Source organism: Agrobacterium tumefaciens, from assembly GCF_013337285.1.
In the GTDB taxonomy this organism is placed as follows: domain Bacteria; phylum Pseudomonadota; class Alphaproteobacteria; order Rhizobiales; family Rhizobiaceae; genus Agrobacterium; species Agrobacterium burrii.
In genome coordinates, this window is the sequence record NZ_SUPW01000001.1 from 971,543 (window position 1) to 997,428 (window position 25,886).

The window sequence follows — 25,886 nt, forward strand, 5'->3', positions numbered from 1 at the left end:
ATCCAAAAGAACCGGCTCAGAATTCCGTCCAGTCCTGATCCTTCGCGGCCGGGGCTTCCGCAGCGCCGCCAAAGGCGCGGGCGAGGCTCTGGCCGAGGGCGCGTGCCGGTGATTTGACTGGCCGTGCGGTGGCGGACGCCGATTTCACGGGCGCTGCTCTTTTCATCGCTGCCTGCGGTGCAGGCTGGAAGGCGGGCCTCAAGGAAGACTGGCGCGGGGCGGTGTAACCGCCGGCGCTGGCGACCGCACCATGAGCGCCGCCCACCCGGAACTGCCCAAGCAGGCTGTTCAAGGCTTCCGCTTCACGGGCGAGCGAATGGCTGGCGGCGGTCTGCTGCTCCACCATGGCGGCATTCTGCTGCGTGCCCTGATCCATGGTGTTTACGGCCGTGTTGATTTCCTGCAGGCCCGTCGCCTGTTCGCGTGACGCGACGACGATAGCGCTGACATGGGCGTTGATCTCTTCGACTTCCGAAACGATGAGTTCCAGCGCCTTGCCAGTCTCATCAACGAGATTGACGCCGTTTTCCACCTGACGGCTGGAAGCGCTGATCAGCGTCTTGATTTCCTTGGCGGCATTGGCCGAACGCTGGGCGAGTTCGCGGACTTCCTGCGCGACGACCGCAAAACCCTTGCCGGCATCACCGGCGCGGGCAGCTTCCACGCCGGCATTCAGCGCCAGCAGGTTGGTCTGGAAGGCAATATCGTCGATGACGCCGATAATGTTGCCGATTTCGCCCGAGGACTTCTCGATTTCGCGCATGGCGGAAACCGCATTGCGCACGACAACACCTGATTTTTCCGCACCGGCGCGGGCGCGCTGAACCAGATTGCCGGCATCTTCCGCACCGCGGGCGCTGTCACGCACGGTCGTGGTGACTTCTTCCAATGCTGCGGCGGTTTCTTCGATGGAGGCAGCCTGCTGTTCGGTGCGGCGCGACAGGTCGTCGGCGGCCGACAGCATCTCGGAAGCGCCGGCATTGATCGCGGCGGCGTTCTCGCCGACCGTGCGCAGGGCCTGCTGCAGCTTTTCAACCGCGCTGTTGAAATCGATACGGATGGGATCGATGTAGGAAGCGAAAGGTGTTTCGATGCGGTAGGCGAGATCGCCTTCGGCCAGAGCGGCCAGACCCTTGCCCAGCTCGTCGCGCGCAAGAGTGTTGGCGGCTTCGTCCTGCGCCTTCTCTTCTTCGTTCCGGCGGCGCTCGCTCTCGGTTGCGGAGCGCATGCGCTCGGTTTCACCGGCAAGGCGGGATTTTTCCAAACCGGCCTGCTTGAAGACGAGAACGGCCTTCGCCATCTTGCCGACTTCGTCGCCGCGATCAACGGCTGGAACTTCGGTGGTCATGTCACCATCTGCAAGCCGGCTCATTGCCGCCGTCATGCCGACGATCGGCGTGACGATCGAGCGCGACAGCGCCCAGATGAGGGCAACGGCCAGAAGACCGGCGACGGCACCGCCGCCCAGAAGCGCATATTTGAGGTTCAGCGCCGCCGCCTGCTGTTCAGCCGCATAGGCGGTCGACAGGCCGTTCAGCTGTTCCTTGATCTTGGCGGCGGCGGCGCGGAAACCGTCGAGCTGGCCCTTGGCCTGATTGCGGCCGATCTCGATGATGTCGGAAATCGGCGCTTCCGTGGTCTTGCGGGCAGCGATCTGCGGTTCCGCCAGTTCCTTGAAGAACACGGTGGCGGATTTCTGCATGTCATCGATGGATTGCAGGATATCCGGCTGGCCTGCGGCAAGGGCGCGGGCTTCATCGAGCTTTTTCAACATGATGTCGCGCTGAGCGAAAACATCGTTGTATGTGCTGTCGCTGCGAAACAACAGGAAGCCGCGCTGGTTGACGGCCTGTTCCAGCATCGCGGCCGTCGCACCATCCACCGCCTGGATGATGTCCTTCGTCCGGTTGTTTTCGATCGTGACACGCTCGCTCCCCAGCGTCTGCCAGAATACGATCGCGGAGGCGAGCAGGCACACGCTCATCAAGGCACAGAAGGTGACAATGAGCTTTATGTTAATGGGGAGATTTTTCAGCGACATCGCAAACTCTCTCGGCGACCCGATGCCTCGGAGCAAGCGTCTGCGCTGCAACGGTCGCAATTCTGTGAATGGGAGGAGATGCCGTCATGGCAGGTTCCGGTGGCCGCACGGGCCTTGGGCACAAAGTGCAATACAAGCCTTTATATTGGATTAATCGAACATTCTGACTTTGCGGTGCAACACAACCTTGACCGACGACAGCGGCATTCCGGGCCATTCCAGCGATAAATCGCTTGCATCGGCGGGGTTTGGCGGTCATTGAACGGAACCATGTCCAAAACACCTGAAAATGAACGGCTTGACCAGCTTCTCGTGTCGCTCGGCCACTTCGCCAGCCGCTCGCGTGCGCGCGACGCGGTTTCGCGCGGCACCGTGAGCGTGAACGGCAAAATCGTCACCAAACCGAGCCAGACCGTCGCTGCAAACGTCAAGATCGCTATTACCGATCCGGCGCAGGCTTACGTCTCTCGCGCCGCCCTCAAACTCACGGCCGCGCTCGATCATTTCAATCTCGATCCGAAGGGCCTTGAGTGTCTCGATGTCGGCGCATCCACCGGCGGTTTCACCGAGGTGCTGCTGCACCGTGGCGCGAAACATGTCGTCGCCATCGATGTCGGCCACGGGCAGATCCATCCAAGGATCGAGAACGATCCGCGCGTCACCAGTCTCGAAGGGCTGAATGCGCGGTTCCTCACCACCGAAGATATCGATGACCGGGCAATCGGCTTCATCGTTTCCGACGTGTCGTTCATTTCCATCAAGCTGGCGCTTGCCCCGGCACTTGAGCTTGCGGAGCCGGGTGCTCTGGCGATCCTGCTGGTGAAGCCGCAATTCGAAGCGGGCCGCGATGCAATCAGCAAGGCCGGGCTGTTGAAGGAGCCGGAAACGGCGCCTGCGGTTGCCGCCGAACTGGAACGCTGGCTCGTCGAAGACATGGGCTGGAAGAGCCTTGGGCTCATTCCCTCACCGATTGCCGGCGGCGATGGCAATGTTGAATTTCTTCTCGGAGGCGAAAAGCCATGAGCACCCAGACCGTCAGCATCAAGAGCCTCGGTGCGCAGGGCGATGGCATCGCGCACTGTCCCGACGGCCCGGTTTATGTGCCCTTCGCCCTGCCGGGCGAGACGGTGGCCATCGCCAAAGTGAAGGACCAAGGCACGGTCATGTCGATTGCGGAAGCCTCTGCGGACCGCCGCGAACCCGTCTGCCGGCACTTCGGCCCTGAAGGCGTCAACGGCACCTGCGGTGGCTGTTCGCTACAACATCTGGCCGACCAGCCCTACCATGCCTTCAAGCGGGAACTGGTGGTTTCAGCGCTGAAATCCAAGGGTCTGACACCGCCCGTGGATGATCTCGTCATCTGTCGCCCCGGCGAGCGCCGCCGCGCGGTGTTTGCCGCCCGCAGGACGGAAAAGGGTCTGCTGCTGGGCTTCAGCCAGGCGAGCAGCCATCACATCGTCGCCATCGAGGAATGTCCCGTCACATCGCCCGGCATCGTCTCGCGGCTCGATGCCATCCGCGCCATCGGCCTTTCGATGACGGCAAATGCCGAGCCGTTTCGCATGACCGTTCTCGAAACGCTCTCGGGTCTCGATATTTCCGTCGAGGGCATCAAGTCGGTCAACGACAAGCAGCGGCGGACGCTGACGGAAACGGTGCTGACCATGCGCGGCATCGCCCGCGTCTCGCTGTCGGGTGAAATCCTGATCGAGCCGCAAAAACCAATTATCGAATTCGGTGGCATTCCGGTGTCGCCGCCCGCCGGTGGTTTCACGCAGGCGACGAAACAGGCCGAGGACGCCATGGCGGAGTTGGTGCTTGCCCATATCGGCAAATCCAAACACATTGCCGATCTCTTCTGCGGTTCCGGCACATTTGCGCTCAGACTGGCGCGCATCGGCAAGGTGCATGCGGTGGAAGCCGAAGACAAGGCGCTGAAGGCATTGGATTTCGCTGCCCGCAATACGCAGGGCCTGAAACCGGTCAGCGTCGAGAAGCGTGATCTTTTCCGCCGGCCGTTGATGACCAGCGAATTGAAGAATTACGACGCGGTCGTGTTCGATCCGCCGCGCGCCGGGGCGGAAGTCCAGTGCAAGGAGCTGGCCCGCAGCACGGTAAAGAAAATCGTCGCTGTCAGCTGCAATCCGCTGACGCTGGCCCGCGATCTCGCGCTTCTGGTTGAGGGCGGCTATCGCGTCACCCGCGTCACACCGGTCGACCAATTCCTGTGGTCGCCGCATGTGGAAGCGGTGGCGGTGCTGGAGAAATAATCACCAGGCGGTATCAACCGTACCGTTGCCGACCACGCCGGAGCAACGGCAGGAACCGCCGACGCGGCCCTGCTCGATCGGGCAGATATAAGGGCGGCGGCGATTGGCGCTTTCCGGCGGGGTGATGACGCAGACGAAACGCGCGCGGCGCTGGTGACTGCGGCTGTTGCCGGAATTGAAGTTCGGGCTATCGTCGTCGTTGGACTGCGCCAGAATGATGTTGTTGCTCGAAACCGGCAATGGCGTGATCGCTGCTGCCTCTGCAATAGTTGCGGCGGAGAGAAAGACGGACAGGGCGAAAACGAGGTGACGCATGCGGGTGGCCTTTGACGGAGAGTTTGCGCGATCCGTTTTTGCCGGACCGGTTTGATGGACGATATATAATCCGTATTCAAAAGCACAGAGGCTTCCAAACTCCACGATGCCGCTCGTTTCTTCTCCCCGCCGGGGAGAAGGTGGCCCGAAGGGTCGGATGACGGGGTGACGTTGCCGGATTTCGGAGAGCTTGCCCCCTCATCCCGCTGCCGCGGACTTCTCCCCGGCGGGGAGAAGAAACGAGTGGCGCGCTCCCAGATTCTCGAAACGCCTAGCGGCGCATGAATGCCTCGAAGGCGGCGCGGGCTTCGGCACTCTGCAATTGCGCGATGAAATGGCGGGCTTCTTCGTCGATGCGGGCCAGCACATCTTCCGGCTTGCCACGGACCAGATCGCGGGCGATTTTCAGCGCCTGCTGCGGCTTGGCGGCGAGCCGTGTCGCTAGCGCCAGCGTTTCGCTCTCCACATGCTCAGGGGAAACGACTTTCCAGATCATCCCAGCCTGCAACGCCTGTTCGGCGGAAAAACCCTCGCCCATGGCCAGCAGCGCAAAGGCGCGCTGGTGGCCGATGAGTTTTGGCGCAAGCAGGCTGGAGGCGGCTTCCGGCACCAGCGCCAGATCCACGAAGGGTGTCTTGAACAGGCTGCGATTGGAGGCGACAGTCAGATCGCAATGCAGGTTGAGCGTCGTGCCGATGCCGATGGCCAGCCCGTCAACGCCCGAAACCAGCGGTTTTTCGAAGGTCGCGAGCGCCTTCAGGAGATCGAGCACCGCAAGCTTGCCCTTTGCGCCGGACATGGCGAAGGCAAGGAAATCGGCCATATCGTTACCCGCAGAAAAGCAGCCTTCCGTGCCGAGAAACGCAACGACGCGGATGTCCGGGTCGGCATTGGCGGACTGCAGCGCTTCAGCCATACGCAGATACATCGCATCGGTGATGGCGTTTTTCTTTTCCGGCCGGTTGAAGCGGATGGTCAGCACTTCAGGCGCATGGCTGACCCGCTCGACGAGAATATGATCGTCCGACATCTGAATCTCCTCAGGCCAATACGGTGCGGGCGGCGGCAAGGCTTGCCGCGCCTGATATGACGCGATCCTTCAGCGCCGCCGTTTCCGCCAGCAGGTTTTCTGCCGCAAAACGGCAAAGTGCCGCGCGGTGCGCGCCCCTGCCATCATCGACGGAGACCAATGCGCCCTTGGCGAGATAGGCACCTGTCAGCGCCAGACCGAAGAGACGTTGATAGGGTGTCGCGCCGGCGAGTGCGGTTTCGGTTTCGCCTGCCTTGATGCGGTCCAGCAGCCAATCGGTCGTCGTTTCCAGATCGTTGAGGCTGGCTTCGAGATAACGGGCGGTCTCGCCGAGATCATCACGGTTCGAAGCGGCTGTTCGGGCAACGATCTCGCGCAGTTCGGCGATGAAACCCCGCACCTGTGCGCCATCGGAAAGCGGCAGCTTGCGCAGCACCAGATCGATGGCCTGTATGCCGTTTGTGCCTTCGTAGATCGGTGCGATCCGTGCATCACGCAGATAACGCGCCGCGCCGGTTTCTTCAATGAAGCCCATGCCGCCATGCACCTGAATGCCCATGGAGGCAACATCGACACCGGCATCGGTGGAGAAGGATTTGGCAATCGGCGTTAGAAGGGCGGCACGCTCCTGCCAGCGGGCGCGCTCTGCCTTATCTTCGCTCGCATGCGCCATATCGATGGCGTGGGCGCAGCTGAAGGAGATCGCTCGCGACCCCTGCGTCAGCGCCTTCATCGTCAGAAGCGTTCTGGCAATGTCAGGATGTTCGATGATCGGGCTCATGCCGGAGCCCTGCCAGCCGGGCGCCTTGCCCTGCGTGCGCTCCTTGGCGTATTCGATTGCCTTCTGGGTCGCTGCTTCGCAGATCGCCACGCCCTGCATGCCGACGGCAAGGCGGGCATTGTTCATCATGGTGAACATGCAGGCGAGGCCCTTGTTCTCCTCGCCGATCAGCCAGCCCAGAGCGCCTTTTTCTTCGCCGAACCTGCCGTCGCCGAAAATCATCGTGCAGGTGGGCGAGCCGTGAATGCCGAGCTTGTGTTCCAGCGAATGGCAGAAAAGATCGTTGCGGCTGCCCGGCGCGCCGTTTTCGTCGGGTAAGAATTTCGGCACGAGAAACAGCGAAATGCCGCGCGTTCCGGCCGGCGCATCCGGCAGGCGGGCAAGAACGAGGTGGATGATATTATCAGCCGCGTCGTGTTCGCCCCAGGTGATGAAAATCTTCTGCCCGAAGATACGATAGGTGCCATCACCATTGCGTTCCGCCCGGCTCTTCAACACGCCGAGGTCCGATCCCGCATGCGGTTCGGTGAGGTTCATCGTGCCGGTCCATTCGCCGGAAACGAGTTTGGGAAGATAGATCCGCTTCAGATCGTTGCTGCCGTGAGTGACGATGGCTTCCACCGCACCCATGGTTAGCGTCGGGGCCAGCGCAAAGGCCATGGAGCCGGAGTTCCACATTTCGAGTGCTGCGACATTCAGCATATGCGGCAGGTTCTGGCCGCCAAATTCCTCCGGCGCCGTCAGGCTGTTCCAGCCGGCTTGCGCCCAGCGGCGGTAAAGATCGGCCCAGCCATCTGGCGTTGTCACCTTGCCGTCGGCAAGCTTCGCGCCCTGGCGGTCGCCGATATCGGCGAGCGGCGCGACCTGTTCCGTGGCGAAACGACCGGCTTCCTGGAGAATGGCATCCACCAGATCTTCACCGAGATCGCCCAGCACACCCTTTGCCAGCGCGTCTTCAAGACCCGCTACATGTTTGAGTGTAAAGGCGATATCATCCACCGGCGCGCTATACATGCTGCCTCCTCCCGAAGCTTTTGCCTATCGTGCTGCTCTTCGGGCTAAATGATTTTTACGTAAACGTCAATTTGAAAATTCCCACCATTTTGGCAGGTTTGTTATAAAACTGTCATATGAATTTGCTCAGCATGCGCTGAAAGGCGCAATGCCGCCGCTGCCGTTCCCACACCGGGGCGACGGACGCCTCCCTCCTCCCATCCAGCCGGTCAGGACTGCCACGATGGATCTCATAACGCCCAATATTCCCGGCCTTGTCTGGGCCTATCAGTTCCACCCCGGCACAGCCCCCTGCCGCCGGCTGGCGGCCGATGCGCGCTTTCACGAAATGGCCGAATGCGAAGGTTTCTTCTGGCTGCATCTCAATCTCGCGGACCAGCGGGTGGCGGGTTTTCTGGAAACCATCGACGGCCTCGATCCGGCGGCGCGGGCAAGCCTCACCACCCATGAAACGCACCCATCCATCGTGGTCGATGAAAAATCGCTCTATGGTACGCTGGTCGATTTCCAGCGGGAATTCGACAAGGAGACGCGGGATTTCGGCTGGCTGCATTTTGCGGTGAGCGACCGTTTCATCATCACCACCCGCCTGCAGCCGCTGCACTCGGTGGACCGGCTGAAGGCGGCGGTGGACAAGAATTCCAACCGCTACCTTACACCCTCCCATGTGTTCGAGGGCCTCGTCGCGGAATTCCAGCGCTCGCTCATCAATCTGGTGATGGAGACGACCGAAGAACTGAACGCCATCGAGGACATGGTCTATGACAGCGAGAACCGCGACGAACGGCGGCGGCTTGCCCCGCTGCGCCGCACGGTGGTTCGCCTGCACCGGCATCTGCGCACCGTTCTCACCCTGATGCGACGCGCTTCGGCCGCCGATGAGGACGAGATGCCGGATGGTTTTGAAGATGTCGCCTCACGCCTGGTGGGTCGCCTCGAAGCGGTGGATCACGACGTCTATGCCCTGCAGGAGCGCGCAAGGCTGCTGCACGAAGAAATCGATTCCAAACTCTCGTCGGAAACCAACCGGCACCTTTATATCCTGTCACTGATGACGGCATTCCTGTTGCCGCCCTCGCTGGTGACCGGTTTCTTCGGCATGAATACGGATGAATTGCCATTTACGGTCGGCACCGGCGGCACGCTGTCGGCGGGCGTCTTTATCGTCATTTCGGTCGTGCTTGCCTGGTTCGTGCTCAAACGGGCACGGATTTTGTAATAAAAAAGCCGCCCGGTGATGACCGGACGGCTCTGTCAATTTCAGCCTGGCATTATATCAGCTGTAAGGCGAATAGCAGGCCTGACGCGGGCCGTGGTAAGGCTGGAACGTGTTGCTATAGGCATCGTAGGAACGATAACGGCCATAGCACCAGTTCACATGCGCCTGGCTCATGCCGCCACGGCGGACCGGGCGATATTCGCGATAGACCGGGCGCGGACGATATTCCGGCACGGGACGGTAGACTTCACGCGGCTGCGACAGGGCGCCGCCGATGATTGCGCCCGTCGCAAAGGCTGCAAGCGGGAACCAGTAACCGTCATGGTGACGATAGCCGGGGCGATAATCGCGATAACCGCGATGGCCGCCATACCAGCCACGACGGTCACCCCAGTCGCCGCGACCACCACGATCGCGCCAATATTGCACATTGACGATATTGCCGGCATCGCTGCCCGTGGCCTCGACGCTCTTCGGCGCCATCGGCAATGGCATTGCTGCTTCTGCCGGAACGATCGCTCCTGCAACCACAATCGCAGAAAGACCGACAGCCAAGATATTCTTCATATAGTTTCTCATCTGACTTCCTCCATTCACGACGGTCAACAGGCCGTTCTCCGTGAATAATAGCACTTTTTCTTCTCACTCGGCCAGTTTTCGATCTGGCTGGAACATTAGAGGTTGCAGGCTAGGCGTTTTCGCCTGAACCCAGCATTAACGATCCCATCACGCTTCGGTTACTCAATCCGGCGGCCGGAAAACAAAAGCCCGGATCAAAATCCGGGCTTTCGAAAGTCCTGTTATCGGCTGTAAGGCGATACGCATATGCGGCGCGGACCGCTGTTCGGCTGATAGGTATTGTCGTAAGCGCGATACGAGCGCCAACGGTTCTGACACCATGAAACATGGCTGCCGCCATAGGCAGGTGCCGGCCTCTGCATCGCGCCGCCAATGATGGCGCCGGTGGCGAAAGCGGCCAGCGGGAACCAGTAACCGTTGTGATAACGGTAGCCCGCCCGACGGTCACGATAGCCGCGGTGACCGTTGTAGTAGCCGTCACGCGACGGACGCGGACGGTACATGCGGTCGCCGTGCCTGCGGTCATTGCGGCGGTCCCATTCACGATACTGCACCTGCACCACATTGTCGGTCGAAACCGCCGGCTTGGGCATCGGCACAGGCACTTGGAACGCCTGAGACGGCGTAAAGCTTGTGATGAACACGATCATCGCCGTGGCGATGCTCGTTGTCCGAAAATTCATCATGATCTTCCTCCGTTTGCTTCAGCGCGTTGGACCGCGCCTTTTCACGCACTCGCTCTTGTCGGAGATAAGGGTCAGCCCCGTTTCTGCACCCGAAAAGAATTCGATGACGTGCAAACGAGTTTAGGGAAATTTAGTTCCATGACAACTATCCGGCGAAGGGCAGGAAGATAACACGCGTCAGGCTTCAACCTTCACATCGGTCAAAGGTCGCGAGCAGCAGGCGAGAATATAACCTTCCTCGATCTCGTCATCGAGAATGCCGCCATTGTGGTTCATCTCCACCTCGCCCGAGAGCTTCAGCACCCGGCAGGTGCCGCAGATGCCCGATTCGCAGGCCGCGCCGATGCGCACCCCGGCGGCACGCGCCGTCATCAGAACCGTCTGGCCGGGCTGGCAGGCCATTTCTTTTCCGGACAGCGTGAAGCCCACCATCGACAGCGCCTCGCCATCCACATCGGTGAGAACGCTCTCGCCGACCGTGACCGGGGCGGCGGGCGAAAAGCTTTCCTGATGGTAACGGCTCATGTCGAAGCCGGACGCATCGAGCATGGAGCGGACGGCGGCCATGAACGGCTCCGGCCCGCAGCAGAACACAGTGCGCTCCATGAAGTCATGCGCGAGCAGCGCGATCTTGGCCTTGTCGACCATGCCTTTGAGCCCGGACCACAGATCGGTGCGACCGCATTTCTCGACAATAAAGCCGAGAGACAGGTTTGGCATGAAGCGGGCGAGATATTCCAGCTCATGGCGGAAGACGATATCGGACGGCGAGCGCGAACAATTGATGAAGGCAATGTCGCTCTGCGGCGCACGGTCGCTCATGTCGCGCACCATCGACATCATCGGCGTGACGCCGGAGCCTGCCGAAATGAACAGATATTTGTCGCCGGGATGCCGCACATAGGAGAAATCGCCGAGCGGGCCGAGCGCCCGGATTTTCATGCCGGGCTTCAGATTGTCGAACATCCAGCGCGTGCCGATGCTGTTGGCCTGCGCCTTCACCGTGACCGAAAGCGCATAGGGCCGTGACGGGCTGGAGGACAGTGTGTAGGTGCGATAAAGCGGCTCCTTGCCCACCGGCAGTTCCAGTGTGACGAACTGGCCCGGCAGATACCGGAACCAGTTCTGGTCTTCGGAGCGGAACAGGAACGTCATCACATCCTGCGTTTCGGGTGTCACCGAAATGCACTCCAGCAGTTGGAGCTTGTCGCTCCACGGCTTCATCTCGTCTATGTGCTTATAGGTCACAACCATATTCATCTTCGCGTCACGCTACTGCCGAAAGCCGGGCCTTGTCGCCGGAAAGCCGGTCGATCATGAAATCGGAATACCAGTTGACGAACTGCATCACACCGCCCTCGTCTTCCATGGAATAGGGGCCGGGCTGGTACGCAGGCGAACGGATGCCGAAGGCGTTTTCCTCGACGATGCGGCGGTCCTGATCGTTGGTTTCGTTCCAAACGTGGGTCAGGTCTTCCAGATCGTAATCCACGCCTTCCACCGCATCCTTGTGCACCAGCCATTTGGTGGTGACCATGGTCTCATTGGCATTGAGCGGCAGCACCCGGAAGGAAATGGTGTGGTCGCCAAGGAAGTGGTTCCAGGTCGTCGGATAATGGAACAGCAGCAAAGCGCCGATATGGCTGATGCTGACATCCTCCGACAGCGGCCGGCGCACGGCGCGCTTGCCCGACATGGTGTAGCTTTCCGCCTCGCCGATCAGCGGCATGCGGGCAACGCGGAACTGGCCATTCGGGTCCATCTTGAAACGGCTCGGCAGGCCGGCGGCCTCGCAGCGCGCCCAGTGGCCGCCGATCTCGGGGTCGCTGGCACCGCCATCCGTGCCCGTGACACTGGGGTTTTCAGGATAGGTGCGGCAGAGTTCCGGGTGGTTGGCGGCGCAGTGGTAGCACTCGCGGTTGTTTTCCCAGACGAGCTTCCAGTTGCCCTTTTCGATGATCGTGCTTTCATGCGCGACCTTGGCTTCCCGGATACGGTGCGGGGCCATGTAGCTTTCGACTTCGGCCCGCATGGGCGCGAAATCCGCCGGCTGGTCGGCAAGGCAGATGAAAACGTAACCGGCAACGGTCTCGCAGGCGACCGGCTTCAGGCCGAATTCCGCCTTGTCAAACTCCTCGCCCATATGGCGGGCGAACAGCAGCTTGCCGTCCAGATCGTAAGTCCACTGGTGATAGGGACAGACGAGACGGGCGGACTGGCCCTTGTGGGCGGAGCAGACGCGGGAACCGCGATGGCGACAGGAATTGTGAAGGGCGCGGATCTCGCCGTCGCGTCCCCGGACGATGACGACGGAATAGGAGCCGACCTGAACGGTGAAATAATTGCCGGATTTGGGCACTTCGCAATCATGGCCGACGAACAGCCAGTCGCGATACCAGATGGTTTCCATATCCAGCTTGAAATAATCCTGGTCCGTGTAGAAAGGCTGTTCCAGGCTGAAGCCTTCGCGGCGGTTCTTCAGCTGGCGCAATACGGTCTCACGCAATTCCATGGCCAAATCCTCGATCAAACCGCCCTGCCCGACACCATTTACCGGGCTGCGGAACCATGATCCCATCTAAACACCGGCGGTGATTTGCAGCAGCACAGACAGCGACATCGGCTTCCGCATTGGCGACAAATTGCGACATGCGCGAATGCCTGCCACAGCCCATTCCGCTGCTAAATCCGGCAGCTATTCGGTGAACAAAACCACGTCGCAATATGACGCATGATAGTGCGCAATTGCCTGTCCACCCATCAGAAAACAGGGGGTGCGGCGCAACGGAGTATTAACGCGAACTAAATTATCTTGCCTGATCAAAGGCAACGAGGGCGTTCCTGGTGGAGAAGGCGACACGCATACGTTATTTCGATGCGGCCAGACATTCGATCATGCCGATACGGTCGAAGACCGCGCATTCGGATTTCCTGCGCACCGGCCGGATCAGCCGTTATGAAGAACGCTGGTTGCCGAGGGAGCGCGTCTATTACAGCCATGATGAGGTGGCGGCGATGACCGGGCGCAAGCTCGAAGCCGCCGCCGATGCCACCCATAGCCGCCTCAACACCTTTCACCGGTCCATCCGTTTTCCCAAGATGGTCTCCCACCATCTGCTCAACGACCGGCCGCATCTCGGTTATTGTCATGTCACGGCGGCGAAAACCAGTTTCGACGCTGAACGCCACGTGCTCTGGTCCTTCTATTTCGCGAATTTCTTCGCCGAGTTGAGCGGTGCCGAAAACTTCTTCGAGAATATCGATGCGCGTTATTCGCGGATGTATTTTGCCGTCGCCATCAATGCGCTTCCCGATAAGGAATTTGCCGTCGATACCTCCTTCCATCGCGGCGGCCTGCTGTTCCAGACGCATGATCCGCGGGTGGCGCTGAAAAATGTGCTGCTGCTCGGTGCGCGCTCGGAGGAGATGCGCAGGATCATCAAGGCGATATAAACGATAGCGCTTTCCATCCCGGCCAGAAATACGCTATTGAGCGCGCTGAAAGGCAGCATCATGGCGCGTCATATCAACATCGAAAACGAGCGGGAAACCGCGTTGCAGGCAGCCGTGGCGGAGCTTGCGGACGGCCAGCCCATCGCCCTGCCGACGGAAACCGTCTATGGCCTTGCCGCCGACGCCACCAATCCGGCTGCCATCACCCGCATTTACGAGACGAAAGGCAGGCCGCAGTTCAATCCGTTGATCTGCCATATGGCCGACATTGCCATGGCGGAGCGTTATGCGGTTTTCGACCCCATTTCGCTGAAGCTTGCCCAAGCCTTCTGGCCCGGCCCGCTGACGCTGGTTCTGCCGCTGAAACCGGAAAGCGGCATTCACTCGCTGGCGACGGCCGGGCTTGATACGGTCGGCATCCGCGTGCCGCAGGGTTTCGCCGGCGACCTGATCCGCCGGTTCGACAGGCCGCTGGCCGCCCCCAGCGCCAATAGTTCCGGCAAGATCAGCCCGACAAGTGCCGCCCATGTGGAGGCCGATCTCGGCCAGAAGATCAATCTCATTCTCGATGGCGGGGCAGCCTCCGTCGGCGTCGAATCCACCATCGTCAAGGTGGAACAGGATGGCCGGGTGCGGCTGCTTCGTCCCGGCGGTATCGTCACCGAAGACATCGAGAGCGTTACCGGCCTGCGGCTGGAACGGCCCGAAAAAGCCTCTGCCGCCATTGAAGCGCCCGGAATGCTGGCGTCGCACTATGCGCCGGGCGCCACTGTGCGCCTCGATGCCGCATCGGTTTTGCCCGGTGAAGCACTGATCCGGTTCGGCGGCATTGCCGTTAAGGGCGAAGAGACCGCCCGCACCGTTCTCGATCTCAGCCCCGCCGGCGATCTTGCCGAGGCCGCCGCCAATCTGTTCGATTATCTCAAAGCCGCCGATGCGACCGGCGCAAAGACCATCGCCATTACCGCCATTCCCACACATGGTCTCGGAGAGGCGATCAACGACCGCCTTTCCCGCGCCGCCGCACCGAGAGGCTGACGGCACTTAACCCCTTTCGCCCATGTTTCAAACGACAGCGAGACGCCCATGACCACCATCCCCTCTTCGGACATTCTCGACCGCTTCACCGCCATTGTCGGTGAGAAAAATGCGGTGCGCGACCCGGCGGAAATGGCGCTGCGTCTGGTGGAAAATCGCGGGCTTTATCGCGGCGTCTCACCCTTGCTGCTGAAACCCGGTTCGGTTGAAGAGGTTGCCGCCATCCTGAAGCTCGCCAGCGAGACCGGCACACCCATCGTGCCGCAGACCGGCAATACCGGGCTTGTTGGCGGCCAGACACCCCGGGCGGAAGGCACCGACATCATCCTGTCGCTGGAGCGCATGAACCGCATCCGCGATATCGATCCGGTTGCCAATGTCATCGTCGCCGATGCCGGCTGCATCCTCGATGACATCCATAAGGCAGCCGAGACGGTGGAGCGGATGTTCCCGCTGTCGCTCGGCTCGCAAGGCTCCTGCCGCATCGGCGGCAATCTCGCCACCAATGCCGGCGGCACGGCGGTACTTGCCTATGGCAATATGCGCCAGCTGTGCCTTGGGCTTGAAGTCGTCCTGCCGACCGGCGAAATCTGGAACGGGCTGCGCCGGCTGAAAAAGGACAATACGGGTTACGATCTGCGCGATCTCTTCATCGGTTCGGAAGGCACGCTCGGCGTCATCACCGGCGCGGTGCTGAAGCTGTTCCCCAAGCCGCTCGGCCATCAGGTGGCTTTTGCCGGGCTCGGCTCCACCGAAGACGCATTGAAGTTGTTCGAAATGGCCTCGAACCTTTGCGGCACGGCGCTGACCGGCTTCGAACTGATGCCGCGCATCGGCGTCGAATTCACCACGAAACATATTCCCGGCGTGCGCGACCCGCTGCAGACGCCGCATGACTGGTACGCACTCATCGATATCTCCACCTCCGATTCGGCGGAGACAGCCGAGACGATGATGCAATCGCTGCTGGAGCGCGGTTTTGAAGCCGGGCTGGTTGCGGATGCGGTGATCGCCGCTTCAGAAGCCCAGCGACAGGCGCTGTGGCACATGCGAGAGAGCATGTCGGATGCACAAAAGCCGGAAGGTGGCTCTATCAAGCATGACGTTTCCGTCCCGGTCTCGAAAACACCGGAATTCATGGCGACGGCGGAAAAGGCGGTCATCGCCGCTATTCCCGGCGCCCGCGTCTGCGCCTTCGGCCATCTCGGCGATGGCAACATCCATTACAATATTTCCCAGCCGGTGGGTGCCGACAAGGCCGAGTTCCTCGGCCGCTGGCGGGACATGAACGAGATCGTCCACGGCATCGTTCTGTCGCTTGGCGGCTCCATTTCCGCCGAACATGGCATTGGCCAGCTGAAACGCGACGAGTTGGCCGCCATTCGGCCCGGCATCGAAATGGACCTGATGCGGCGCATCAAACACGCCTTTGACCCCGCTGGCATCATGAACCCCGGCAAGGTGCTTGCCGCCGGGTAGATAGGCGATTGGCAGGGTTGACGCGGGCGGTTTTGGCCGCCCGCTTTTCGTGACGATAGGGCCAGTTCAAACTAACGGGCGCATTCGATCAATTTCTGAAGACCGCCCCAATTGTCGAAATGCGTTTTTCCCATTGCCGCAATTTCAGCCCGCCATTTTTTAGCGTCAATGGTTGGATGAGACGTCTTTCCGGGAAACACCACCGTAATAACTGGGATTGGATCTTTATTTTTTCGTTGGTCGGCAATGCCCGATTTCGCTCTCAGAACGCCACCTCTGTTCACCAGCGGATTGTTGCCGATATCCTGATGGAAGCGCACGGAGGCCTCACCGAGCTTGCCGCCGTCAGCATAAACCCCGTAAGCGAAGCGCTTGGTCGCCGGGCGATAGACCACGGCGATATCGCCGTCCTTCACGCCATATTTCTTCACGAAGCTGCTGGACAAAACAACATAGGGAATTTCGGTGGCATCGACCCAATGCCTTTGTGTTCCTGCCGGTCCATCGGGAACCGAAACAGATGTTTCGGTGATAAAAGCTTTGCCGGGCAAGGGATCGCCGGCTTTTTGAATTATCGGCTTATTGTTCTCATCTTTCGAAAAGCCAAATATTCTGACCTTCGAATAATCACCCGTGGCAACGGCCTTCTTCCAGGCATCCTGGCATTTTTTTTGCCATCCCTTGGGGTCCGTATCGGGTGTTGAACCGACAGCAGTCAGCCCGTCGCAGGTATAAGACAGCCCCTCCCCATTCACGAGATAAGAGTTGGGCGCCCCATCGGCATCGACCTTGAGTTCCTTTGTGGAAAAAACGACGCCTCCCCTTCCGCACAGGGCCTGAGACAGGGCAGTCGTTGGCAGCGCCAATAGTGTGGCAGCGCAAAAGACAGCGTGAATCTTCGAAGTATTCGACTTGAAAAATCCGTATGACATGCAACCCTCCCCCTACAAAACATGTATAGGTTGCATTTATTCATTCAGAAGTCGAGTCCAGTCTTATTCAGGGACAGAATCTGGTGTTCACCGCCATTCCCGCCCGTTTCAATCTTCAGCCCTAGCCCGACGGCCGGGCGGTCCAGGCGGGAACCAGTTCCGCATTCAGGCGGCGTGGTTTTTGCGCATGGACGAACTGCGTCAGGCCCATGCCGGATTTCGCAATCGCCACCGCATGTTTCTTCGGCATCAGATAGCCATATTCCAACGGCGGCGGGCGGCGCATGATTCGGCTGAAAAACGGACGTTTGTGATAACGGGACGGGGAAAACCGCGCTGGTTCCGCACATACCGTCACATATTCCAGTATTTCCTCAATCCAGCCGCTTTGCGGCCGCGCACCCGGCTCCACCAGCAATATCCACTGTCCACGCGCAGAGCGCATGACATCTTCAATATCCCATTGCCCATAAAAGCGGCAACCGGCGGCATCGGCGACACGCGACGATCCATCGCGCGAACCGTGATCGAGGATCACCACATCGCTTACAAGCCCTTCCACGGCACCGGTTACAAGCGCAGACAAGGTATGCGCCAACTCCGGTTCCTGATCCCGGCATTCCATTATGACTGTCAACATATGCATAGCTCTAACGCATCGCACAATAAATTGCCACTGCACCCGTCACGGTAAAATCCGCCATTTTCCATACGGACCACCATCCCACCCACCTGCTGGATCAGCCTGCAATGCGTCTCGCACACAATATGGGGCATCTCTGACACAATGTGGAATGAGAGCGGATTTGTGTTTTTTGTTCTTGTATTGTTCTCATTCTTGAGTTAGGAATTTAATCATCGAAGAGGTGATGAAAGCCTGCTCGAACGGAAACGGTTTAGGGTGTCTGGTGGGCCTTCCAACCCGCGGCGCTCTTGGAGCATCCAGATGAGAAACCATACGCTTTCGGGGCAGGCTGCCTTCCAGCCGAGCCATATGCCAGATATTGCCAATGCGCTGGCCGATGCATCGGGCTTGCGGATCGAGATCGACCGTCGTCGCGGCCGTGGCGCCGGGATCAATCCGGATGGGCGCTTCGAGGCCCTGCATCGCGAGGTTTTCGACGATGGCTGGCAGACACTCGAAGACATGCCGGAATTCCGCACCGAGGTGCAGGTGGAAAAGCCGCGCAGCATCATCACCAGCAACGATTCCCCCGACATCCCCTTCGACCGTTCGATCAACCCCTATCGCGGCTGCGAACATGGCTGCATCTATTGTTTCGCGAGGCCTACACACAGCTATATGGGTCTTTCAGCCGGGCTGGATTTCGAGTCAAAGCTGTTCGCCAAGCCGGATGCGGCCAAGCTTCTGGAAAGAGAACTGGCGAAACCGGGATACAAGCCGCGGGTGATCGCCATCGGCACCAATACCGATCCCTATCAGCCGATCGAACGCGAGTGGCGCATCATGCGGCAGATACTGGAAGTGCTGGCCAAGGCCGACCATCCCGTCGCCATCGTCACCAAATCGGCGCTGATCAAGCGGGATATCGACATTCTGGCGCCGATGGCCAAAAAGGGTCTCGCCAAGGTCGGCATTTCCGTGACGACGCTGGATCGTAAGCTCTCGCGCAATATGGAGCCGCGCGCCGCCACGCCGGAGAAGCGGCTGGAAGCGGTCAAGGCGCTGACGGAAGCCGGCATTCCGGTCGCCGTGATGATGGCGCCTGTCATTCCGGCGCTCAACGATCACGAAATCGAACGGATCCTGGAAGCCGGCAAGGCCGCCGGCGCGACCGAGGCGTCTTACGTGCTGCTGCGCCTGCCGCTGGAGGTGAGCCCGCTCTTCCGCGACTGGCTGCTGCGCAACTATCCGGACCGTTATCGTCACGTCATGTCACTGGTGCGCTCCATGCGCGACGGCAAGGACTACGACGCGGAATTCGGGAAACGCATGAAGGGCGCCGGCCCTTACGCCTGGCAGATCGGCAGGCGTTTCGAAATGGCGACGAAACGGCTTGGCCTCATCCGCCGAGGCATTCACCTGCGCGACGATCTCTTTGTGCCGCCGGGCGGTGCAGGGGTGCAATTGTCGCTGCTTTGAAAAACGGACGCTGAAAACATCCTGCCTGATCGAAGCACCACACAGCGCGTGAGGCGATATCAGGCAGAACACGACAAGGAGCGCTGGCCTCTTCCCTTCTAGCGGCCACACTCCCCATGAAATGCCCGGCGGGTTTTCCCTGGCCAGCCGGACATCGCCCCCCCGGAACCGCCGCCTCGCGTGCGATCGTTTTTCCTCCGCCGCCCCGCTGGAGGATCAAAGGTCATGATGACCTCGAAGGCACAGTGAGCCATGCCCCTCGACCCGGCTCACCCGTGCTGTCATCGCCCGCCTCCGGGGGCTTGCAGGAGATCGGGTGTGTGTGCAAGTTTCGCCGCATGAAACGCCGCACCGCACCCGATTCTCCTGCCCTCTTCGATCTTGCCGATACCGGCCCGGATTTCTCTTGCGAGCTTGAGGCAAAAAAGAAAGGCCTCTGGCCCGTGGCAGGCACGGATGAAGCGGGCCGCGGACCGCTCGCCGGCCCGGTGGTTGCGGCCGCCGTCATTCTCGATCCGGACAATATTCCTGAGGGTATGGACGATTCCAAAAAGCTGACGAAGCTGAAGCGGGAAAGCCTCTTCGTACAGATCATGGAAACATCGATCGTCTCGGTCGCTTCCTCCGGCCCCGGCCTGATCGACAGCATGAATATCCTGCGCGCCAGCCTCGACGCCATGCGCCGCGCCGTACTCGGCCTCGAAACCTCCCCCGCCCTCGTGCTGGCCGATGGCCGCGACAGGCCGCCGGGCATCACCTGCGAAGCCAAAGCCGTCATCAAGGGCGATTCCCGCTCCCTCTCCATCGCCGCCGCCTCGATCATAGCCAAGGTGACCCGCGACCGGATGATGGAACGCGCCGGTTTGGTGCATTCGTCCTATGGTTTTGAAGGCCATGCCGGTTACGGCACGCCCGCTCATTTGCGCGCTATCGAAAGCAACGGCCCCTGCCCGTTGCACAGGATGAGCTTTCGGCCGTTGAAGCGGGATTGATCTGGACGGAGTAGTAGAGGGCCGAGCACGTAGATTACGCGTGCTAATCTGTGTATTGCGCCCTCGGGTTGATGATTGTTCAAATAAAAATTTCTAGTATCCTTGGGTGAACATTTGGATCAGATTCGCGATGCCGGTTTACCCTGAACTTAAATTCAGTATGCAGGAAGTAAGAGCCGCTGGAAAACGTCTAAAGGACGAACTGAACCTATACTCCGCAGTTGACTGGCGCGACGCGCATCATGTTTTTGCAGTCGCAAACTCATGGCGCGACAGCCATTTTTTTCCCATGCGCTCCGTCTATCTCTCTGCCGCATATCGCATGCGCAACATTGGTATTAAGGGCGATATGGCGGCTCGACCAAAGCGTATGGCCAGCATTCGAAGGAAGCTCCGTGAATCCGACATTCACCTCGACCGTATGCAGGATATAGGAGGCTGTCGCGCCATTCTCGATGATATCGCAGGTGTTCGTTCCTTGCTTGCTGCGATCAATGACGGATTCCCTCATCATGACCGGCGGCAATGGCCTTACATAGATGCGCCGAAAGACGACGGGTATCGTAGCCACCATATCTCTTTCGAGTTTTGCCCTCGGAGGAAGGAACAAGCAATTTTTGCCGGTCGCCGGGTGGAGTTTCAAATTAGAACACGCCTCCAACACTCATGGGCGACCGCAGTTGAAGCTGTAAGCCTGTTCAACGGCGAGGACTTGAAACATCATCACGGCAATACCGACTGGCTCCGTCTGTTCAAGCTTATGTCGGGTGAATTCGCATATGTCGAGGGCTGCGCTGTTGGCTCTGGCGTGTCTGACCGACCGCTTCGAATTGCTGAAATCAAGACTTTAGAAGCGAAGCTGGACGCAATCTCCACTTTAGAGAATATTCGCACAGCGACCACCTATGCCGAGACATACCTCTATGGTGATGGGAAATTCTTCTTAATTATTTATAACAACGATGATCACACCGTTACGGTCGAGCGATACTCTGAAATATTGCAGCTTCAGGCTCGTCTCGCGTTCATCGAACGGCAAATTGAGGAAGGCTTTACACGTGCGAAAGTCGTAACCGTCGAAGTCTCACGCATTAACAACCTCGTGCGAACCTACCCGAATTATTTCGGCGACGTGGGAGTCTTCTTGAGTAATCTGAGAAGGATTGTTCGAGGTCAAGATGCGCTAGAATTCACTCTGATTCAGCAGGAGCGCGTGAAAATTCCGAAACCGCAGCTCCAAGGGGATGTGCGCAATCTGACCAGGCGCTATACACGCTGGTATCCTAGCTAAAAGTTCGGACATAGCGATAACCGGTCATTTGGCACACCAATATTTTGGATGTTGCTGGAAGAATGTTTGTGACTTCGGCATTCCGTGGAGTTCCTCCCCAGCCACATTAGATTTCCTTTGCTACAAATCTAATCGAAATTTCTTCGGCGGATCACCGCCATGATCGACCTCAATTTGTCCGATACATCCCCAGCAATCACCCATGTATTGCCGGAAAGCGTATCTCCCTCAAAAGAGAGAATTCGATTACAACTTCCGCAGCGTCCTTACATGTTGATTGAGTTCCATCCTTGGCTGCCGCGTCGCATCTCTGATAGTCTTTTCTAACACAAACAAAAAACCCCTCACGGCTCGCGCCGGAGGGGTTTTGAAACAATCCGAGATAAATCTCAGTTCAGCTTCGACTTCACTTCGCCGATCGTGTCGGCAAAAAGCTTGGCCTTTGCGGCAGCCGTGGTCTTTTCCGCCAGCAGCTTCTCTGAAGCGGCAATGGCGATGTCCACGGCGGCGGCGCGGACGGCGCCGATGGCGTCTTCTTCGGCCTGCTTGATCTTCTGTTCCGAAAGAGCCGTGCGGCGGGCGACGAATTCTTCCGTCTTCTGCCTGGCTTCTTCCGTCAGGGCAGCGGCTTCACGTTCAGCGGCGGCAACGATGCCCGCGGCTTCGGCTTCGGCTTCCTTGCGCTTGCGCTGATATTCGGCCAGCAGGTGCTGGGCCTCTTCACGCAGACGCTTGGCTTCGGCCAGCTCGTCCTGAATGTTCTGGGCGCGCTCGTCCAGAGACTTGGAGAGCATGCCCGGAACCTTGAGATAGGCGATCAGGACAAAGAAAAGGACGAGACCGACAAGAGCGAAAAATGATGCATCAAATGCCATGTCAGGCTCCCTTCACGCTAGAAGCGGCGGCGATTGCGGCCTTGACGTCGGTATCCTTGACCTTGGCGCCAACCAGCTGGTCGACGATCGCAGTCGCGGTTTCCTCGGCAATGACGCCGACATCGGCGAAAGCCTGATCCCTGATGCCCGCAATGCGCTTTTCGGCGGCGGCCAGCTTTTCAGCAAGTCCTGCCTCGATGGCGGCGCGGTCGGCATCAGCCTTGGCCTTGGCGGCGTCTCGTGCCGCGGAGCCGATCGAGCTTGCCTTGGCGCGGGCTGCCGCGAGTTCTTTTTCATAGGTTTCGACGGCTGCGTCAGCTTCGCTTTTCAGCCGTGCTGCTTCATCGAGATCCTGTGCGATGCGTCCATGACGGTTTTCGAGAATACCGCCGACGCGAGGAACGATGACCTTCTGCATGAGCAGATAAAAAAGGCCAAATGTGATCGCCAGCCAAAGGACCTGCGATGCATAAGTAGTGTGATCGAACGGCGGGAATACGCCGGAAGCACCTTCGGAACCATGTGCGACACCGGTTTCCGTGTGCGTGGCTGCCGGTTGTGGCTGGCCAACAGCCGGAGTTTCCGTATGCGTTTCACCTACGGTCGGTGCTGACTGGGCAAAAGCCTCGGTCACGAACATGCTCACCTCCAGGGGGACTGCAAATGCGAAGGATCACGACACGCTACAGTGCGGGCCGTGATCCAGACCTGATGCCGATATTAAACAGCGAACAGGAGAAGGAGAGCAACGAGCAGCGAGAAGATGCCCAGAGCTTCCGTAACGGCGAAGCCGAATACCAGACGGCCGAACTGGCTGTCGGCAGCAGAGGGGTTGCGCAGTGCGCCGGACAGGTAATCACCGAAGATACGGCCGAGTGCGAGGGACGTACCAGCCATGCCGAGGCATGCGAGACCTGCGCCGATGTACTTTGCTGCTTCCGCTTCCATGTGAGACTCCTTGAGATATTGGTTGTTGCGGCTGTTTTTTGGCGCCCGTTGCCGGGGCCAGCGACTTTACTTCTCAGTGACCACCATGCACGGCGTCGTTCAGGTACATGCAAGTCAGTACCGCGAACACATAAGCCTGCAGGAAGGCAACGAGAAATTCGAGAGCGGTCATTGCGACCGTCATGATGAGAGGCAGGACCGCGCCGCCGACGCCGAGCGCGCCGAGCGCACCCATGGAGGCGACGAAGCCCGCGAAAACCTTGAGCGTGATGTGGCCGGCCAGCATGTTCGCGAAGAGACGAACGGAAAGGCTGATCGGACGCGACAGGAACGAAATCATTTCAATCGACGCCACAAGCGGCAAGAGCGCTTTCGGCACGCCCGAGGGGGCGAAGATGCCGAAGAAATGCAGGCCGTGCTTGTAGAAACCGTAAACGATGACCGTGCCGATGACGAGGCAGGCGAGCGCGAAGGTGACGATGATCTGGCTGGTCACCGTGAAGAAATACGGGAACATGCCGAGAAGATTGGCCGTCAGCACGAACATGAACAGCGAAAAGACGAAGGGGAAGAACACCATGCCCTTTTTGCCGGCGCCTTCGCGCAGCATGGAGGCGATGAATTCATAAGACATTTCAGCAACGGACTGCATGCGGGTCGGGATCAGACCGCGGTTCGACGTTGCGAAATAAAGGAAACCGGATGCGGCGGCCACGGTCGCAACCATGAAAAGCGACGCATTGGTGAAGGAAAAATCAACGCCGCCAATTTCGATCGGAATGATCGGCTGCACCAAGAACTGATGGGTCGGATCGTTTGCCACCGGCTGCCCTTTTTACCTGTTGCCGCACCTGGCGGCATCTCAACTGCAAGAAAAAACAGCTTAAACGCCGCCTTTTCCACCCTCGTCTCGCCTGTCCGCCTTGTCCAGCAGCGGCGGCTTGGCCACCGCGCCGGTCGAGCGCAACACATTCAATACGCCTGCGCAGAAACCGAGAAGGAGAAGTACGATCATCCCCCACGGCGTCGTGCCGACAAAATAATCCAGAAGATAACCCAGCATAGCGCCGACCACGATGGCCGAAATGAACTCCGATGAGAGCTTCACCGCCATCGCAAAACCTTTCCGGTTTTCCGCAGCGTTGGTCTCCGCCCTCACGTCCGCCTCATCCTCCGCTTTCACCTTAGCCAACTCATCAGCAAGGCGTTTGCGACGCTCGTCCAGACTATCGTCACGGTTGCCAGTCATCTTAGAATCCCACCCATTTTCTCCGTTCCAGCCATGCCAGAACCCTTTGGAGTTGTAAACGGTGACGGATTAAGCCTGTTCCAGCCCGCTCTGAAGTCGCGCGCAACATAGTTTTAGGGGCTTCTCTAGTCAAGGCGCTGCGGCAGCTTGTTTCAACACAAATTAATCATTGAAAAACAATGGCTTGATGCCAAATCGCTGTTTGGCGGCGATGTTTCGCGAGGGAATCGGCATTTTTGACACGCAAAATGCGACAAATTGGCGGTGGTATCAGCTCCAGCCGCCACCATAGGTACGGTAAAACACGTGCAGACCGATGCGGCCGACCTTCTTCATCGTCCGGCCCCAGGCGGGACGTACATAGACGGCATGATAATGAGTTGCTGAGCCAACTTCATTCAGCCAGATTTTTCCGGCGGTGGTGGCCATGGCCACTTCGCGCGCCATTTTCCAATGGCGTTCGGAATTGACGCGGTCCTTGATATTGTCGCAGGCGAAGGAAAACTGGCAGCGGTTGCGCCAGTCCTTATTCTGATAGACCACGCCGCAGATGGTTTTCGGATAGGAAGGGTTACGCACACGGTTGAGAATGACCTGCGCCACCGCCGCCTGTCCCTTGACCGATTCTCCGCGCGCCTCGAAATAGATGCCGGATGCGAGGCATTGCTGCTCGGCTGCGGAAAACACCTCGGCCGGCAGCGGAGTCGCCGCCCAGGCGTGATCTTCCGGACTGATCTGCGGCACGAAACGGCCGGCCTCCGGTTTTTTGAGAATGGCGTCGAAGGGCGATTCGCGGGCGAAATCCGGCGTGGCCGGCGCGTAGGCCGTGGCGAGAATGTCGGGGGTACGGTTGGTGATGAGTTCCGCCAGCATCGGCGAGACACTCTTATCTGCCTTTTTTTCGTCGCGGCGGAAATAGAAGGAAGCCAGTTCGACATCCTTGCCGCGTTTGGGTTTCACGAAAGCCGTGCGGTCCTTGCGCTTCAGTGGCTCTATGTCCAACATGCTGGTGCGCTGGAGAACGGAGCCGGCGGTGAAGGCCTTTGGCGGCTGCATGATTTCGGTTGCGACGATGCGGCCCTTCTTGGCGGCGCGGTTGACACGCTCGCTGTCCGGCGTCGTGGCCTCGCCCTTCTTGTTGGTGACGAAGGCGACCTTGCTGCCATTGGGCAGGGTCATGCCGCTGCCATGCAGCGCCGCCTCGCCTGCCGCATCATTGAAGGTGAGCGCGGCGTTGTGCACCGAACCGGCCGGAGATGCGGTCAGCACCATGCGCCATTGTTCGCCGCCATTATCCAACCCAGCCAAGAGCGAGGCCAGATCCGCACGCGCGGCGAGAGAAGGAAAGACGAGCCAGGCGGCAAGGCCGAAGACGACGGGTGAGGCCCATCTGGCGGTCCATGCCTGAAGGGACGCAGGGGACCGACGACGCATTACACTTTTCGAACGCAAAACCAGCACTCCGAACACCGACAACCATATTTGCTACAGGTGTTCGAGAATCTCTTATTAACCTTGATGCTTGGTTAACGCCGCGAGCGGACATGGCTTCACGTTAATGTGTAACCACCTTCTAATAGTCAAAAGACA

General features: G+C 59.4%; 25 protein-coding genes. 9 read left to right on the forward strand and 16 right to left on the reverse strand.

The window, feature by feature from the left end; translation table 11 throughout:
• Positions 1 to 16: 16 nt before the first annotated feature.
• The gene (locus FCH38_RS04785; protein WP_174372992.1) at positions 17 to 2,041 is read right to left on the reverse strand and encodes a methyl-accepting chemotaxis protein; all 2,025 of its coding nucleotides are present in this window, start codon (positions 2,039 to 2,041) and stop codon (positions 17 to 19) included.
• A 270-nt stretch (positions 2,042 to 2,311) separates the two neighbouring features.
• On the opposite strand from FCH38_RS04785, the gene FCH38_RS04790 reads away from it, so the two are divergent.
• Together FCH38_RS04790 and FCH38_RS04795 are read left to right on the forward strand one after the other, a co-directional pair.
• Positions 2,312 to 3,064, forward strand: coding sequence for a TlyA family RNA methyltransferase (locus FCH38_RS04790; RefSeq protein WP_149898704.1), 753 nt, complete (start codon positions 2,312 to 2,314; stop codon positions 3,062 to 3,064).
• The gene (locus tag FCH38_RS04795) at positions 3,061 to 4,311 is read left to right on the forward strand and encodes a class I SAM-dependent RNA methyltransferase (protein ID WP_174372993.1); all 1,251 of its coding nucleotides are present in this window, start codon (positions 3,061 to 3,063) and stop codon (positions 4,309 to 4,311) included. The genes FCH38_RS04790 and FCH38_RS04795 overlap by 4 nt, the downstream gene beginning before the upstream one ends.
• On the opposite strand, the gene FCH38_RS04800 is transcribed toward FCH38_RS04795, so the two are convergent.
• The 3 genes from FCH38_RS04800 to FCH38_RS04810 all read right to left on the reverse strand — a co-directional run bounded on the left by FCH38_RS04800 (position 4,312) and on the right by FCH38_RS04810 (position 7,451).
• On the reverse strand, positions 4,312 to 4,626 hold the full coding sequence (locus FCH38_RS04800; RefSeq protein WP_149898702.1) for a hypothetical protein: 315 nt from the start codon (positions 4,624 to 4,626) through the stop codon (positions 4,312 to 4,314).
• A gap of 271 nt (positions 4,627 to 4,897) precedes the next feature.
• On the reverse strand, positions 4,898 to 5,656 hold the full coding sequence (locus FCH38_RS04805; RefSeq protein ID WP_174372994.1) for a crotonase/enoyl-CoA hydratase family protein: 759 nt from the start codon (positions 5,654 to 5,656) through the stop codon (positions 4,898 to 4,900).
• A 10-nt stretch (positions 5,657 to 5,666) separates the two neighbouring features.
• Positions 5,667 to 7,451 (reverse strand): acyl-CoA dehydrogenase, encoded by a 1,785-nt coding sequence (locus tag FCH38_RS04810; protein ID WP_174372995.1) that lies wholly within the window; start codon positions 7,449 to 7,451, stop codon positions 5,667 to 5,669.
• Positions 7,452 to 7,674: 223 nt separating this feature from the next.
• On the opposite strand from FCH38_RS04810, the gene FCH38_RS04815 reads away from it, so the two are divergent.
• Positions 7,675 to 8,670, forward strand: a complete 996-nt coding sequence (locus tag FCH38_RS04815) for a transporter (RefSeq protein WP_174372996.1) — start codon at positions 7,675 to 7,677, stop codon at positions 8,668 to 8,670.
• Between the two features lie 57 nt (positions 8,671 to 8,727).
• Here FCH38_RS04815 and FCH38_RS04820 read toward each other — a convergent pair whose 3' ends face one another.
• The 4 genes from FCH38_RS04820 to FCH38_RS04835 form a co-directional block, all read right to left on the reverse strand.
• A complete protein-coding gene (locus tag FCH38_RS04820; protein ID WP_174372997.1) occupies positions 8,728 to 9,249 on the reverse strand; it encodes a BA14K family protein in 522 nt (173 codons plus the stop codon).
• Positions 9,250 to 9,470: 221 nt separating this feature from the next.
• Positions 9,471 to 9,935, reverse strand: coding sequence for a BA14K family protein (locus FCH38_RS04825; protein ID WP_149898698.1), 465 nt, complete (start codon positions 9,933 to 9,935; stop codon positions 9,471 to 9,473).
• A 177-nt stretch (positions 9,936 to 10,112) separates the two neighbouring features.
• Positions 10,113 to 11,195: a hybrid-cluster NAD(P)-dependent oxidoreductase gene (locus FCH38_RS04830; RefSeq protein ID WP_142839200.1), complete on the reverse strand. Its 1,083-nt coding sequence runs from the start codon at positions 11,193 to 11,195 to the stop codon at positions 10,113 to 10,115.
• Between the two features lie 7 nt (positions 11,196 to 11,202).
• Positions 11,203 to 12,447 carry an aromatic ring-hydroxylating oxygenase subunit alpha gene (locus FCH38_RS04835; protein ID WP_174373134.1) on the reverse strand — a complete coding sequence of 415 codons (1,245 nt, stop codon included), beginning with the start codon at positions 12,445 to 12,447 and terminating at the stop codon, positions 11,203 to 11,205.
• Positions 12,448 to 12,779: 332 nt separating this feature from the next.
• Between FCH38_RS04835 and FCH38_RS04840 the strand changes: the two genes are divergently transcribed.
• The 3 genes from FCH38_RS04840 to FCH38_RS04850 are packed head-to-tail and all read left to right on the forward strand — an operon-like array spanning position 12,780 to position 15,905.
• Entirely contained in the window at positions 12,780 to 13,388 is a 609-nt protein-coding gene (locus FCH38_RS04840) for a DUF6656 family protein (RefSeq protein ID WP_174372998.1), read from the forward strand.
• Between the two features lie 60 nt (positions 13,389 to 13,448).
• Complete coding sequence (locus FCH38_RS04845; RefSeq protein WP_174373135.1) at positions 13,449 to 14,426, forward strand: L-threonylcarbamoyladenylate synthase; 978 nt, start codon at positions 13,449 to 13,451, stop codon at positions 14,424 to 14,426.
• Between the two features lie 48 nt (positions 14,427 to 14,474).
• Entirely contained in the window at positions 14,475 to 15,905 is a 1,431-nt protein-coding gene (locus tag FCH38_RS04850; RefSeq protein WP_174372999.1) for an FAD-binding oxidoreductase, read from the forward strand.
• A gap of 71 nt (positions 15,906 to 15,976) precedes the next feature.
• Here FCH38_RS04850 and FCH38_RS04855 read toward each other — a convergent pair whose 3' ends face one another.
• Positions 15,977 to 16,837 (reverse strand): glycoside hydrolase family 75 protein, encoded by an 861-nt coding sequence (locus FCH38_RS04855; RefSeq protein ID WP_174373000.1) that lies wholly within the window; start codon positions 16,835 to 16,837, stop codon positions 15,977 to 15,979.
• Between the two features lie 121 nt (positions 16,838 to 16,958).
• Positions 16,959 to 17,477, reverse strand: a complete 519-nt coding sequence (locus FCH38_RS04860) for a glycosyltransferase family 2 protein (protein WP_149898692.1) — start codon at positions 17,475 to 17,477, stop codon at positions 16,959 to 16,961.
• Positions 17,478 to 17,783: 306 nt separating this feature from the next.
• Between FCH38_RS04860 and FCH38_RS04865 the strand changes: the two genes are divergently transcribed.
• From FCH38_RS04865 to FCH38_RS04875, 3 genes are all read left to right on the forward strand, one after another.
• Positions 17,784 to 18,941 (forward strand): PA0069 family radical SAM protein, encoded by a 1,158-nt coding sequence (locus tag FCH38_RS04865; RefSeq protein WP_174373001.1) that lies wholly within the window; start codon positions 17,784 to 17,786, stop codon positions 18,939 to 18,941.
• 338 nt (positions 18,942 to 19,279) lie between these two features.
• Positions 19,280 to 19,933: a ribonuclease HII gene (locus tag FCH38_RS04870; RefSeq protein ID WP_174373136.1), complete on the forward strand. Its 654-nt coding sequence runs from the start codon at positions 19,280 to 19,282 to the stop codon at positions 19,931 to 19,933.
• 130 nt (positions 19,934 to 20,063) lie between these two features.
• The gene (locus FCH38_RS04875; protein WP_174373002.1) at positions 20,064 to 21,224 is read left to right on the forward strand and encodes a RelA/SpoT domain-containing protein; all 1,161 of its coding nucleotides are present in this window, start codon (positions 20,064 to 20,066) and stop codon (positions 21,222 to 21,224) included.
• Between the two features lie 389 nt (positions 21,225 to 21,613).
• Here the strand turns inward: FCH38_RS04875 and FCH38_RS04880 are convergent, their stop codons facing one another.
• The 6 genes from FCH38_RS04880 to FCH38_RS04905 all read right to left on the reverse strand — a co-directional run bounded on the left by FCH38_RS04880 (position 21,614) and on the right by FCH38_RS04905 (position 25,730).
• On the reverse strand, positions 21,614 to 22,099 hold the full coding sequence (locus FCH38_RS04880) for a F0F1 ATP synthase subunit B (RefSeq protein WP_153513267.1): 486 nt from the start codon (positions 22,097 to 22,099) through the stop codon (positions 21,614 to 21,616).
• Position 22,100: 1 nt separating this feature from the next.
• Positions 22,101 to 22,739, reverse strand: a complete 639-nt coding sequence (locus tag FCH38_RS04885; RefSeq protein WP_153513266.1) for a F0F1 ATP synthase subunit B — start codon at positions 22,737 to 22,739, stop codon at positions 22,101 to 22,103.
• Positions 22,740 to 22,819: 80 nt separating this feature from the next.
• Positions 22,820 to 23,047 carry a F0F1 ATP synthase subunit C gene (locus tag FCH38_RS04890; protein WP_003494147.1) on the reverse strand — a complete coding sequence of 76 codons (228 nt, stop codon included), beginning with the start codon at positions 23,045 to 23,047 and terminating at the stop codon, positions 22,820 to 22,822.
• A 73-nt stretch (positions 23,048 to 23,120) separates the two neighbouring features.
• Complete coding sequence (locus FCH38_RS04895; RefSeq protein ID WP_006309767.1) at positions 23,121 to 23,870, reverse strand: F0F1 ATP synthase subunit A; 750 nt, start codon at positions 23,868 to 23,870, stop codon at positions 23,121 to 23,123.
• Between the two features lie 60 nt (positions 23,871 to 23,930).
• The gene (locus FCH38_RS04900; RefSeq protein WP_149898688.1) at positions 23,931 to 24,296 is read right to left on the reverse strand and encodes an AtpZ/AtpI family protein; all 366 of its coding nucleotides are present in this window, start codon (positions 24,294 to 24,296) and stop codon (positions 23,931 to 23,933) included.
• Between the two features lie 270 nt (positions 24,297 to 24,566).
• A complete protein-coding gene (locus FCH38_RS04905; protein ID WP_174373003.1) occupies positions 24,567 to 25,730 on the reverse strand; it encodes a cell wall hydrolase in 1,164 nt (387 codons plus the stop codon).
• Between the last annotated feature and the right edge of the window lie 156 nt (positions 25,731 to 25,886).